15 protein-coding genes are annotated in these 12,403 nt (G+C 61.5%); 9 read left to right on the forward strand and 6 right to left on the reverse strand.

From position 1 onward, the window contains the following. The first annotated feature begins 31 nt into the window (after positions 1-31). The 5 genes from tsaD (at position 32) to B9Y97_RS07495 (ending at position 3,218) form a co-directional block, all read left to right on the forward strand. On the forward strand, positions 32-1,129 hold the full coding sequence (gene tsaD, locus B9Y97_RS07475) for a tRNA (adenosine(37)-N6)-threonylcarbamoyltransferase complex transferase subunit TsaD (RefSeq protein ID WP_085526157.1): 1,098 nt from the start codon (positions 32-34) through the stop codon (positions 1,127-1,129). Further along, positions 1,126-2,076 carry an NAD(P)H-dependent glycerol-3-phosphate dehydrogenase gene (locus B9Y97_RS07480; RefSeq protein WP_085526158.1) on the forward strand — a complete coding sequence of 317 codons (951 nt, stop codon included), beginning with the start codon at positions 1,126-1,128 and terminating at the stop codon, positions 2,074-2,076. Before tsaD ends, B9Y97_RS07480 begins: the two co-directional genes overlap by 4 nt. A gap of 1 nt (position 2,077) precedes the next feature. Then, a complete protein-coding gene (locus tag B9Y97_RS07485) occupies positions 2,078-2,347 on the forward strand; it encodes a YciI family protein (RefSeq protein WP_085526159.1) in 270 nt (89 codons plus the stop codon). Then, on the forward strand, positions 2,347-2,760 hold the full coding sequence (locus B9Y97_RS07490) for an EVE domain-containing protein (protein WP_085528155.1): 414 nt from the start codon (positions 2,347-2,349) through the stop codon (positions 2,758-2,760). The genes B9Y97_RS07485 and B9Y97_RS07490 overlap by 1 nt, the downstream gene beginning before the upstream one ends. A 65-nt stretch (positions 2,761-2,825) precedes the next feature. Beyond that, on the forward strand, positions 2,826-3,218 hold the full coding sequence (locus B9Y97_RS07495; protein ID WP_085526160.1) for a DUF1761 domain-containing protein: 393 nt from the start codon (positions 2,826-2,828) through the stop codon (positions 3,216-3,218). Between the two features lie 239 nt (positions 3,219-3,457). On the opposite strand, the gene B9Y97_RS07500 is transcribed toward B9Y97_RS07495, so the two are convergent. The 3 genes from B9Y97_RS07500 to ahcY all read right to left on the reverse strand — a co-directional run bounded on the left by B9Y97_RS07500 (position 3,458) and on the right by ahcY (position 6,276). Further along, positions 3,458-3,799, reverse strand: a complete 342-nt coding sequence (locus B9Y97_RS07500) for a DUF2853 family protein (RefSeq protein ID WP_085526161.1) — start codon at positions 3,797-3,799, stop codon at positions 3,458-3,460. 108 nt (positions 3,800-3,907) lie between these two features. Beyond that, positions 3,908-4,882: a ketopantoate reductase family protein gene (locus B9Y97_RS07505; RefSeq protein ID WP_085526162.1), complete on the reverse strand. Its 975-nt coding sequence runs from the start codon at positions 4,880-4,882 to the stop codon at positions 3,908-3,910. Next, a complete protein-coding gene (ahcY, locus tag B9Y97_RS07510) occupies positions 4,882-6,276 on the reverse strand; it encodes an adenosylhomocysteinase (RefSeq protein WP_085526163.1) in 1,395 nt (464 codons plus the stop codon). Before ahcY ends, B9Y97_RS07505 begins: the two co-directional genes overlap by 1 nt. Positions 6,277-6,399: 123 nt before the next feature. Between ahcY and B9Y97_RS07515 the strand changes: the two genes are divergently transcribed. Then, entirely contained in the window at positions 6,400-6,990 is a 591-nt protein-coding gene (locus B9Y97_RS07515) for an HD domain-containing protein (protein ID WP_085526164.1), read from the forward strand. On the opposite strand, the gene B9Y97_RS07520 is transcribed toward B9Y97_RS07515, so the two are convergent. The 3 genes from B9Y97_RS07520 to B9Y97_RS07530 all read right to left on the reverse strand — a co-directional run bounded on the left by B9Y97_RS07520 (position 6,987) and on the right by B9Y97_RS07530 (position 8,616). Beyond that, positions 6,987-7,355, reverse strand: coding sequence for a hypothetical protein (locus B9Y97_RS07520; RefSeq protein ID WP_085526165.1), 369 nt, complete (start codon positions 7,353-7,355; stop codon positions 6,987-6,989). The genes B9Y97_RS07515 and B9Y97_RS07520 overlap by 4 nt on opposite strands. Further along, positions 7,352-7,906: an ActR/PrrA/RegA family redox response regulator transcription factor gene (locus tag B9Y97_RS07525; RefSeq protein WP_085526166.1), complete on the reverse strand. Its 555-nt coding sequence runs from the start codon at positions 7,904-7,906 to the stop codon at positions 7,352-7,354. The genes B9Y97_RS07520 and B9Y97_RS07525 overlap by 4 nt, the downstream gene beginning before the upstream one ends. An 86-nt stretch (positions 7,907-7,992) precedes the next feature. Beyond that, positions 7,993-8,616, reverse strand: a complete 624-nt coding sequence (locus B9Y97_RS07530; protein WP_085526167.1) for an SCO family protein — start codon at positions 8,614-8,616, stop codon at positions 7,993-7,995. 101 nt (positions 8,617-8,717) lie between these two features. On the opposite strand from B9Y97_RS07530, the gene regB reads away from it, so the two are divergent. The 3 genes from regB (at position 8,718) to tsaE (ending at position 12,364) form a co-directional block, all read left to right on the forward strand. Then, entirely contained in the window at positions 8,718-10,115 is a 1,398-nt protein-coding gene (regB, locus tag B9Y97_RS07535; RefSeq protein ID WP_085526168.1) for a sensor histidine kinase RegB, read from the forward strand. Between the two features lie 85 nt (positions 10,116-10,200). After that, positions 10,201-11,814: a PAS-domain containing protein gene (locus B9Y97_RS07540; RefSeq protein ID WP_085526169.1), complete on the forward strand. Its 1,614-nt coding sequence runs from the start codon at positions 10,201-10,203 to the stop codon at positions 11,812-11,814. A gap of 43 nt (positions 11,815-11,857) precedes the next feature. Next, the gene (gene tsaE, locus B9Y97_RS07545) at positions 11,858-12,364 is read left to right on the forward strand and encodes a tRNA (adenosine(37)-N6)-threonylcarbamoyltransferase complex ATPase subunit type 1 TsaE (protein ID WP_085526170.1); all 507 of its coding nucleotides are present in this window, start codon (positions 11,858-11,860) and stop codon (positions 12,362-12,364) included. Positions 12,365-12,403: the final 39 nt, after the last annotated feature.

The raw sequence follows: 12,403 nt of genomic DNA on the forward strand, positions 1-12,403 counted from the left end.
TCGGCTCGAACCTCATCGCAACCGGCGCGCCATGACCAAAACCCTCACCGTTCTCGGGCTGGAATCGAGCTGCGACGATACCGCCGCCGCCGTGGTTCGTCACCGCGAGGGGGCAGCCCCCGAGATCCTTTCATCGGTGGTCGCCGGGCAGACCACGCTTCATGCCGCGTTTGGAGGTGTCGTGCCGGAGATCGCCGCGCGCGCTCATACCGAAAAGCTCGATCATTGCGTCGAAGAGGCGTTGCGCGAAGCCAATGTCGGCCTCGATGGCCTCGATGCCATCGCCGTCACGGCTGGCCCCGGCCTGATCGGCGGTGTGCTCGCGGGGGTCATGCTGGCCAAGGGGATCGCGGCCGGCTCTGGCCTGCCGCTCATCGGTGTCAATCACCTTGCGGGCCACGCCCTCACCCCGCGCCTCACCGACGAAACGGGCTTTCCGTACCTCATGTTGCTGGTGTCCGGTGGGCATTGCCAATTCCTGCTGGTCCGGGGCACGGACGATTTCTCCCGTCTGGGCGGGACGATCGACGATGCGCCGGGGGAGGCCTTCGACAAGACGGCGCGGCTCCTTGCCCTTCCTCAACCGGGTGGCCCCTCTGTTGAATCGGAAGCCAAGAAGGGTGATCCGCGCCGGTTTTCGCTTCCCCGCCCCTTGCTCGACAGGCCGGGGTGCGACATGAGCTTTTCCGGTCTGAAAACCGCGCTATTGCGCGAGCGCGACAAACTCGTTGACCGCGACGGCGGCCTGCATGTGCAGGACAGGGCCGATCTATGCGCTTCGTTTCAGGCGGCGGTGAGCGATGTTCTTGCCGAAAAGTCCCGCCGCGCAATAGCCCAGTACATGGCGCTTTCCCCTGCCACGCCGACCTTCGCGGTGGCCGGAGGCGTTTCCGCAAATATGACAATTCGCCGCGCGTTAGAGACTGTTTCAGCGGAAAACGACGTCAGCTTTCTCGCCCCACCGCTCAGCCTTTGCACCGACAACGCCGCGATGATCGCCTGGGCCGGGCTCGAGCGCTTTCGCAGCGGTGAGCGCGACGACATGACGCTTCAGGCCCGCCCGCGATGGCCACTGGACCGAGGTGCCCAACCCATGCTTGGATCGGGCAAGAAGGGAGCCAAGGCATGACCGCGATCTCGGTTTTGGGTGCGGGTGCGTTCGGCACCGCCCTCGCCATATCGCTCGCCCGAGACGGGCGCGCGGTGACGCTCTGGGCGCGCGACACCGGCGACATGACCGCCAGGCGAGTGAACACGCGCCGGTTGCCTGGTTATCCCTTCCCCGAAAGCCTCGCCGTGACAAGCGATCTTGCCGAGGCCGTGTCTGCCACGATCATCCTCCTCGCGCTGCCATTGCAGCAATTGGCTCCATTTCTTGAGAAAAACCGGGCCGCCTTCGGGTCTCAGACGATGGTGGCATGCTCGAAAGGGATCGATATCAAATCGGGCCGGGGTCCAACTGAAATCATCAGGGATATCTGCCCAAGAGCGACGCCGGCGGTGCTCTCCGGGCCGAGTTTCGCCGTTGATATTGCTGCCGGTCTCCCGACCGCGCTCACCATCGCGGCAGATGATCCCGAACCGCTCCAACGGGCGCTGACCACGTCGAACATCCGCCTCTACCGGTCAACCGACATGATCGGCGTCGAACTGGGCGGCGCGCTCAAGAACGTGGTCGCGATCGCCTGCGGAATTGCCATCGGGGCCGGGCTCGGGGAAAGTGCGCGCGCGGCCCTGATGACACGTGGCTACGCCGAGATGACCCGCTTTGCCCGGGCGCGCGGCGCCGAACCGGACACGCTTGCAGGCCTCTCCGGGTTCGGCGATCTTGCGCTTACCTGCACCTCGGAGAAATCGCGAAACTACGCATTCGGCCTTGCCCTCGGCCGCGGTGAAAAGAATGACGACAGCATCACGATCGAGGGCCGAGCGACGGCCCAGGCAGTCTCTAATGCTGCTGAAAAGGTCGGTATAGATATGCCAGTTGCCCAGATTGTCGTGGCCATCGCGAATGGCTTGGTTACCATACCCCAAGCCATCGAGATCCTGCTCTCGCGGCCCTTGAAGGAGGAATGACATGTTTGCCCTGATCTGCACCGACAAGCCCGGCGGCCTCGAAATTCGCAAAGCCAACCGGGCAAAGCATCTCGATTACATCGCCGAAACCGGCGTCGTGGTGCAGGCCGGGCCGTTCATTGACGCGGCGGGCGAGATGTCGGGGTCGCTGGTGATCCTTGATCTCGACAACCGGCATGAGGCCGAGGCCTGGGCGAAGGGCGACCCCTATGCCGTCGCCGGTCTGTTTGCCAAGGTTCGGATCGAGGAATGGAAGAAGGTGGTGGGCTGATGAACTACTGGCTGTTCAAGACCGAGCCGGGAACCTGGGGTTGGGACGACCAGGTTGCCAAGGGCGACGCCGGGGAGGAATGGGACGGTGTTCGCAACTACCAGGCCCGCAACAACATGCGCGAGATGAAACTGGGCGATCTCGGGCTTTTCTATCATTCCGTGAACGAGAAGCGGATCGTCGGTATTGTCGAGGTCTGCGCCGAGGCACATCCCGACAGCACCACCGACGATGACCGTTGGGAATGCGTCGATGTGAAAGCCGTGCGCCCGCTTGCCAACCCGGTGACACTCGATATGTGCAAGGAAGATCCACGCCTGAAAGACATGGTTCTGGTCAAAAATTCGCGCCTTTCGGTGCAACCGGTCTCCGCGACGGAGTGGGGCATAATTCTCGAACTGGCCGGAGAATAGTACTAGGCAGGTCCCCACCCAACTCACATACTGCGGCAGAATGACCCAGTCGGGAGGGGAAGCCAATGGAACTGGTCAGTGTTCTGGTCGCCGCGGCGGCATCGTGGATGTTTGGGGCCGTCTGGTACATGGCCCTGTCAAAACCCTGGATCGAAGCCTCCGGAGTAGAGGTTGACGAAAAGGGCGGGCCCAAGGGCGGAAGCACCGTTCCCATGATCCTTTCGGCCATCGCCATGGTGCTGGTGGCGGGCATGATGCGCCACATCATCGAGCAAGCGCAGATCGACACGGTATTGAAGGGTATCATGGTGGGCGGCGGCATCGGGCTTTTCATGATCTCGCCCTGGATCATGCTCAATAACGCCTACGGCGGTCGGCCTTTCAAGCTGACGCTGATTGACGGTGGTTATGCCGTGATCGGCTGTGCCTTGATGGGCACCGTTCTCGTGCTGTTCTGAAAAAAGGAGGGTCCGACCCCTCGGACCCTCCTTCCACCCCACGTGCTCCCTCAGCACCACACGTGTCTCTGAATAAGGGTCCGACCGTCCTGGTCTTCCTTGTGACATTAGAAAATCCGGCACCATCCCGCAACCGGTCGTTACATTGAATTTCATTCAATTTCAATAAGTTGTGCGAGAAGGTCTGTTAACGAAAAAGGCGGCCGTTGGGCCGCCCTTTATCGGTTCGGCACCCGGGATCAGCTATAAACGGCCTCTTTTCCGAAATGCTTGGTCAGCATGTAATAGACCACGGCGCGATACTTGTTCCGCTCCGAGCGCCCGTAGGTTTCGATCACTGCGTTGATCGCGTCCATCAACTCGGGACCGTCCGAAAGCCCGAGCTTCTTGACGAGGAAGTTGTCCTTCACCGTTTCCAGTTCGTGCTCCTGCCCGGCGGCAACGGTCGAAGCATCGGGATTGTAGATCGACGGGCCACAGCCGATGGTCACCTTGGTAAGCAAGTTCATGTCCGGCTCCATGCCGCACTTGTTGCGCAAATCATCGGCATATTTTGCGATGAGGTCGTCACGTTTTCCCATTGGTATACTCCCATATCAAACACAGGCACAGCGCCCCACATCGTGAAGCGTAAGGCCAAAACAGCAGGAGCCAAAGGGAAAATTACCCGGGTTTTCCCCGGAATGCGCTCAGGAATATTCCGCCAGGTTTGAGACAATCCCCGATGCCGTCACCGTGCCCGAAGCGGCGCTTCCGCGTGCCAGCCGGGCGGCGAGCTGGGTCATCGCTGCGTTGGCAGGGGTGGGAACGCCGTGAAGCCGGCCCAGCAACACGATCTCGCCATTGAGCCAATCGGTTTCGACCGAACCGGTGCCGCGTTCGAGGCTCTGGTTTGTCGAACTTGCGAAGGGAACCGCCCCCGGCACCTCACTCATGGACATGTGCCGTTTTCTTCGGGGATCGTCCACGCCCACATCAGCCCATCGTATCCCGGCGGCTGCCAGCACCGTCTCGGCTTCGCTGCGCAGCAGATCCTTGAGTGGCTGCGTGTCGTCATCTGGCGCAAAGGCAGCGCCGACGATTTTGTTGAGGTTGAGCAAGAGCTTGCCGTATTTGCTCGCCATCACATCATCCGCCACATAGCCGGCGATGTTCGCCTCAGAGAGCGCCTTCTCCAAGGCGCCATCGGCGTCATCATGGCCACCGGCAGCGCGCCCGATATCGAAAACGCCGTATTGCGGTTCGGAATAGACGATGACTTCGCCGGGCACACGAAAGGCGGAGGGCATCATCACGGTTACGCCGTGAACATTGCCGAACAGCCTGAGCGCCTTGCGCTCGTTGTCGACGCCGTTCTGCAGGCAGAAGATCGGCTGGTCCCGCACGCCCGCGGCGCGCAAGGCTTCGAGCGCCGCCTGCATGTGCTGGCCCTTCATCGCCATCAGCACGGCATCGCCGGCGCCGATACGCGCGTCCTCGGGGGTTTCGACCACGTCGAGGACCACGGTGAAATCATCTTTCGGACTGCGCAACCGCAGCCCTCTCCCCCGGATCGCGGCCAATTGTTCGCCCCGGGCAATCGCGGTGACCTCTTGCCCGTTGCGGGCAAGTGCTGCGGCCACCGTTCCACCGATCGCCCCGGTGCCGAAAACGACGATGCGCATCAGTAGCGGTAGTGTTCGGGCTTGTAGGGGCCTTCCACCATCACACCGATGTAATCCGCCTGCTCGGGCTTCAGTGTGGTGAGCTTCACGCCGATCCGGTCAAGGTGGAGCCGCGCCACCTTCTCGTCGAGATGCTTGGGCAGAATATAAACCTCGTTCTTGTATTCATCGCCCTTCGTCCAAAGCTCGATCTGGGCCAGAACCTGGTTGGTGAAACTTGCCGACATCACGAAGCTCGGGTGCCCCGTGGCGTTGCCGAGGTTCAGCAGGCGTCCCTCGGACAGCAGGATGATCCGCGCGCCCGAGGGCATCTCGATCATGTCCACCTGGTCCTTGATGTTGGTCCACTTGTGGTTCTTCAGCGCCGCCACCTGGATCTCGTTGTCGAAGTGACCGATGTTGCCGACGATCGCCATATCCTTCATCTCGCGCATGTGCTCGATGCGGATCACGTCTTTGTTGCCGGTGGTGGTGATGAAGATGTCCGCGCTGTTGACCACGTCTTCCAGCGTCACCACTTCGAAACCGTCCATCGCTGCCTGAAGCGCGCAGATCGGGTCGATCTCGGTCACCTTCACGCGCGCGCCCGCACCACGCAGAGAAGCCGCCGAGCCCTTGCCTACGTCGCCATAGCCGCAGACCACGGCAACCTTGCCCGCCATCATCGTATCCGTCGCGCGGCGGATGCCATCGACCAGCGATTCCTTGCAGCCATACTTGTTGTCGAACTTCGACTTGGTGACGCTGTCGTTCACGTTGATCGCCGGGAAGGGCAGCAAGCCCTGCTTGACCAGTTCGTAGAGCCGGTGCACGCCGGTGGTCGTTTCCTCCGAAACCCCCTTGATCATGTCGCGCTGCCGGGTGAACCAGCCGGGGCTTGCGGCCATCCGCTTGCGGATTTGCGCGAACAGCGCCTCTTCCTCCTCCGATTTCGGCACGGCAATGAGGTCTTCCTCACCCGCCTCCACCCGCGCGCCAAGCAGGATGTAGAGCGTGGCGTCGCCGCCATCGTCGAGGATCATGTTTGCCCCACCCTCGGGGAACATGAAGATCCGGTCGGCGTAGTCCCAGTATTCTTCCAGCGTTTCGCCCTTGATCGCGAAAACCGGCACGCCGGACGCCGCAATCGCCGCTGCCGCGTGGTCCTGGGTCGAGAAGATATTGCACGACGCCCAGCGCACATCCGCACCCAGCGCCACCAGCGTTTCGATCAGAACCGCCGTCTGGATCGTCATGTGCAGGCTGCCGGCGATCCGCGCACCCCTGAGCGGCTTGGCCGCGCCGAATTCCTCGCGCAATGCCATCAGTCCCGGCATTTCGGTCTCGGCGATATCCAGCTCCTTGCGACCGTATTCCGCCAGCGAAATGTCCTTCACAATATGGTCTTGGGTCACCTTGGGTGCCTCCGTTCAAATCTCGTTTGGCGCGGGGTTACCACCGGAATGCGAAACAGACAACAACGCGCGATTGACTCGGTCGTTGATCGCGGCATTGTGCGCGGCAATCAGGAGGCTCGCATGGCGGCACAACGCGCTTGGCAAAGGATGCTCTCGGGCCGCAGGCTCGACCTGCTCGATCCCACGCCGATGGATATCGAGATCGAGGATATCGCCCACGGGCTGGCCTTCGTGGCGCGCTGGAACGGGCAGACTTTCGGCGATTGGCCCTACTCCGTGGCCGAGCACTCTCTGCTGGTAGAAGCGATTTTTGCTGAAATAGAGCCTGATTCACCACCCAGGTGGCGGCTTGCGGCGCTTCTTCACGACGCCCCGGAATACGTCATCGGCGACATGATCTCGCCGGTCAAATCCGCCGTGGGTCCAAGCTATGGTGAACTTGACGCACGGCTTCAGGCGGCGATCAACATCCGGTTCGGCCTGCCCGCCGAGGTGCCGGCTCGCATCAAGAAAGCGATCAAGAAGGCCGACCGCATCTCGGCCTGGCTGGAAGCGACACAGATCGCCGGGTTTTCCCGAACCGAGGCCGACAAGTTCTTCGGCAAGCCCAATCCCGCCACCATCGAGGGCATGACCTTGCAACTTCGCCCGCCCCGCGAGGTTCGCGAGGCCTTCGTCGCCCGGCACAAGGCGTTGTTGAAGGCGGTTTAGGCCAGCATCTCGCAGATCTGCCCGGCGCTTTCCCCAGCCTGCCGCCAGCCTACAAAACGTTCGCTGGTAAAGGTCAGAACCAGCCCGTCCCAGTCGCGTTGCGCTGAAATATCAGCGCCACAACCCGCAACGCCAAGGTCGCGGCCCGGCCCCAACTCGCGGTCGAGTGCGGCTATCACGCCCGCCGGAGCGCGTCCAAAGTCGATGCGCAGCGCGTTGCCCGTCACCGCGAGCCCGGCCTGATCGGGTGTGAAGCTTATACCCTGACGCCCGGTCGCCTGTTGAGTGGCACTTACCTCGGCACATCCAGCGAGCACCGCGCAGGCCATCAGCGTCGCCGCGAACCGCCAGCGCTTCGGGATCATTTCGGGCTGCGTTTGGCCAGAATGCGTTGCAAGGTCCGCCGATGCATGTTGAGCCGCCGCGCGGTTTCGCTCACGTTGCGGTCGCACAGCTCATAGACTCGCTGAATATGCTCCCAGCGCACCCGGTCGGCACTCATCGGGTTGTCGGGCGGCGGCGGCAGGTCATCGCCCCGGGCGAGCAGCGCGTTAACCACGTCATCGGCATCGGCGGGCTTCGACAGGTAATCGGTTGCGCCCACCTTGACGGCTGCAACCGCCGTGGCGATGGCTCCATAGCCGGTCAGCACCACGATCCGGGCCTCGGGCCGTCTTTCGCGAATGGTTTCAACAACATCGAGCCCGCTGCCATCCTCCAGCCGAAGGTCGACCACCGCATAGGCCGGTGGGCGAGCAATTGCGCTCGCCTTGCCCGCGGCGACCGACTCGGCCATCTCCGGCTCGAATCCCCGCTTCTCCATCGCCCGGAACAGGCGACGCAGAAACGGCTCGTCGTCATCTACGAGAAGGAGAGACCGATCTTCGCCGATGTCTTGCAACTGGATGTCAGACATGGATATTCCTTACCGCTGTTCGCCCGATTGGCGAACATTATGCGCAAGGTCGCCGCAGGTCAATTTATCGCACGCATTCCAACGGATCACTTCGCGGCATCAATGAAGCAGGCCGCGCGATCCGCCATGGCCTCGTGGCCTTCATCACGTTTGAAAAACTCGACAAACCCGGTCTCCGGCAGCACCAGATAGGTAAAGGTGGAATGGTCGATCAGGTAGAAATCCGGATCGGGATCTTCCTCTTTCTTGAAGTAGGTCTTGTAGGCTTGGCTGGCGGCGCGGATCTGTTCGGGCGAACCGGTGTAGCCGTAGGCCTCCGGGTGCAGGTAATCGGTGAAATCGCGCAGCCGCTCGGGATCGTCGCGCTCGGGATCAACCGAGATGAAGGCCATCTGTGCATCGTAGCCGCGCTCGATCAGGATATCGAGCGCCTCGGCGTTGCGGGCGTTGTCGAGCGGGCAGACGTCGGGGCAGAAGGTATAGCCGAAATAGACCAGCGTCGGCTTGGTGAACATCTCGGCATCCGTCACCGGGTTGCCGTTCTGATCAATCAGCGACAGCGGGCCGCCGATCGAGGTGATCCCGGTGCCGATCGAGGTTTCGCGGCATTGCGCGAAGCGATCTTCGCCTGCCGGACGGCTCATCCACCACGTCACGCCAACAAGGCCAACAACCGCTGCCGCAGACCCCAGGGCAATGATCTTTCGCATGAGCTTCCTCCGGTTTGAGCGCTCGGCATTGATCCCCGATATGGCCCCGACATACAAGGGATCACTATGACGCAACCAGACGTGAAGGCGCACCGAAGGCGATGACCGACAACACACCCGCCCTGTTCGATCACCACCAAGCCGATGGCTGGGTTCGGCTGCGCACCCTCATCCTCTTGCGCTGGGTTGCAATTGCGGGCCAGATCGCGGCCATTGGCATCAGCCAACGCCTGTTCAACCTCGATGTTGAGCTTGGCCTTTGCGCCGTTGCGGTGGGACTTTCGATTATCCTCAATCTGGTTTCACTTTTCGTTTACCCGGAATCCAAGCGGCTGACCGAGCGCGAGGCAACGCTGATGTTGGCCTTCGATACGGTCCAGCTCGGTTTCCTTCTCGGGGTCACCGGCGGCATCAACAACCCTTTCGCGGTGCTGATCATGGCCCCCGTCACCGTTGCCGCAACCGCGCTTTCCCTGCGCGCGACGCTTGCGATCGGCCAGGCCGCGGTGGTGCTGATCTCCGTGATCGCCTGGTTTCACCTGCCGCTGCGCACGCTTGACGGCCAACTGCTCCAGATGCCGGAGTTGTTCGCGCTCGGCTATTGGTTTGCCATCGTGATCTCGATCGTGTTCATCGGCATTTATACTCGCCGGGTCAGCACCGAAATCCAGTCGATGAGCCAAGGCCTGCTTGCAACCCAGATGGCGCTTGCCCGCGAACAGAAGCTGACCGATCTCGGCGGTGTCGTGGCCGCGGCAGCGCATGAACTGGGAACCCCGCTCGCCACCATCAAGCTGGTCAGTTCCGAGATGATTTCCGAACTGCCCGAAGGTTCTGACCTGCGCGAAGACGCCACACTGATCCGGGATCAGGCCAATCGTTGCCGCGATATCCTGCGCTCGATGGGGCGGACCGGAAAAGACGACCTTCATCTGCGCCAGGCACTGGTTTCGGCAGTGATCGAGGAGGCGGCCGAACCACACCGCGAACGCGGAAAGAAAATCATCATCCAGACCCTTCAGGGCGAGGCACTGCCGGAAGACCAGCCAATGATCCTGCGCCGGCCGGAATTGATCCACGGGCTGCGCAACCTGATCCAGAACGCGGTGGATTTCGCCAGCTCCACCGTCTGGATCGAAGCCTGCTGGAGTGACACCGTTTTCAGTATCCGCATACTCGACGATGGCAGCGGCTACCCGCCTCACCTGCTCGGTCGGATCGGAGACCCGTTCATTCGCAAGATCCGAAAAGCAAAGCGCGATACCAGGCGGCCGGAATACGAAGGGATGGGCCTCGGGCTGTTCATCGCCAAGACCCTGCTGGAAAGAACCGGCGCGGAGCTGAATTTTGCCAATGGAACAAATCCCTACACCGGCCTTGCAAAACCCGGCGAGAAATCGGGGGCGATTGTTGAGGTGACATGGTCCCGCAAGCAGAACGGAATCGAGGCAGAAGACCGGACTCCCGTGCTGGGCGAGAATACCCAGTTCGAAACCTGAGGCGCGCCTCAATTCCTGCTTAAGCCTTCCTTAACCTTCGCCGGATTACGGTTTGGTTAACCAAACTCGTGCCCGGTGTTTCAGAATGCTCAATACGCTCATCGCCATTCTTCTGATCGCTTCGGCGTTCCTGATCGCCCTCGCCGTTCTGTTAACCTTCGGATTGTTCGACAAAAGGCGCACCAGCCGTCTGCGGCAATTCTCGGAAACCGAACGCGACTCGATTGTCTTCATTTTCGAGGATGAAACCCTGCTCGACGCCACCCCCGCTGCCCGGCAACTCCTCGATTCAACGATCCGACAGGGGACGGTCTGGGCGCATCTCGCCGCGCTGCTGAGCGCGCGTTTCTCCAGGTTTTCGGAGCGCATGCTGGATCTCGCCGAGCTTGGCGAGCTGACTTTCACGTCACAAGACGGCAACAGTCGGATCAAGGCAGAATGGCACGACGGCGTGACCCGGATCACACTCATGAGCAACCAGCCCGGAGCACATGAGGAAGAAATCGACGGCCAAAGCGTCCTCGCGATGAGTCGGGAAATAGACGAACTGCGCGCCCATATCGACTCCACACCCTATCCGCTTTGGCGCGAGAATTCCGGCGGCGCGATTACCTGGTGCAATGCCGCGTATCTCGACCTTGCCGATAGCTTGCGCGGGTCGGAAGAAGTTCCGGCATGGCCGCCAGCAAGGATTTTCGATCATTCCGATGATCCTCTCGAGCAAAACCGCAGCCGGGTTTCGCCCGGATCCAACCGCGTTGCAGTCTGCCCGCGCGGTCAGCACACCCGCCATTGGTTCGAGATCACGCAAGCCGAACTGGAAAATTCAGACCGGTTCTTCGCGGCGATTCCGGTCGACCGACTGGTGCGCGCGGAGACAACACTCGACGAGTTCGTCACCACGCTCACCAAGACCTTTGCCTCACTCCCGATCGGGCTTGCCATCTTCAACCGCTCGCGTGAGCTTGCCTTGTTCAACCCCGCATTGATGGATCTTACCGTTCTGCCGGCGGATTTCCTGATCTCGAAACCGTCGCTCTCGGCCTTTCTGGACAAGCTGCGTGAAGCACGCATGATGCCCGAACCCAAGGATTATCGCTCTTGGCGCCACCAAATGTCAGACCTCGTCGCGGCCGCGCAGAACGGCACCTATGAAGAGACATGGGCCCTGCCGACCGGGCAAACCTATCGTGTAACCGGCCGGCCGCATCCGGACGGTGCGGTTGCGCTGTTGTTCGAAGACATTTCGGCCGAGATTTCGGTGACCCGCCGCTTCCGCGCGGAGCTCGAAACCGGACAGGCCGCGCTCGACGCGCTTCCTCAGGCCGTTGCCGTCTTCTCCCCCGGTGGCGTGCTCTCGATCTCGAACGCAGCCTACGCAGATATCTGGGGCAACGACCCTTCCACCAGCCTCGGTGATATCACCATCCTTGATGCGGTGAAGCGCTGGCAAACCATGACCGCCCCGAATACCGTCTGGGAAGAGATCCAGAGGTTTGTTTCACAATCCGGGCCGCGCGAGAACTGGCGCGCGCAAGTACCGATGCAAAATGGACGGATGATCGAATGCGAGGTGAAGCCGCTCGCGCGCGGGTCTACGATGGTGAGTTTTTCAATCCTCCAGCATGGGCCCTCACGTCGACATGACTTCGGTTCCCTGCCCTCCCCTTGGCCCGAAGCGACAAGTGTGGAAGCCTGAACAACCAGCTTGCGGGCCGCCATACCTGCGGTAAAACGGAGACATGATCGTCTCGTCCCGCCGCATCTCTCTGCCCTCGCCCGATGTTACAGCCCGGTTGGCGACGGCGCTTGCGCCGAAGCTCGGTCCCGGCGATGCGATCCTGCTGGAAGGGCCGATCGGCAGTGGCAAGACGCATTTCGCACGCGCCTTGATTCAAGCCCGTCTCTCGCTGGACCACGCCCCGCATGAAGACGTGCCGTCGCCGACATTCACGCTCGTCCAGACCTACGACACGGGCAAGGTCGAAATCTGGCACGCCGATCTCTACCGGCTCACGCATCCTGACGAAGTTGAAGAGCTTGGGCTGTCACAGGCATTCGAGCAGGCGATATGCCTTGTCGAATGGCCGGACCGCCTTGGCAATCTTGTGCCCGACAACGCCCTGACCCTTGCGTTTTCCCAAGGCGACAAGTCCGACGAAAGGTGGCTGACAGTGACGGGCTCCCCGGATTGGAGAGAGAAACTAGACCCTGTTCTGGCGGAAATCGTCCATGAACACCCTTCGTGAAAACCGGCTTCGTGCCTTCCTTGCCAGCAATGGCTGGCA

This window comes from Maritimibacter sp. HL-12 (genome assembly GCF_900177545.1).
Lineage (GTDB): Bacteria > Pseudomonadota > Alphaproteobacteria > Rhodobacterales > Rhodobacteraceae > Sinisalibacter.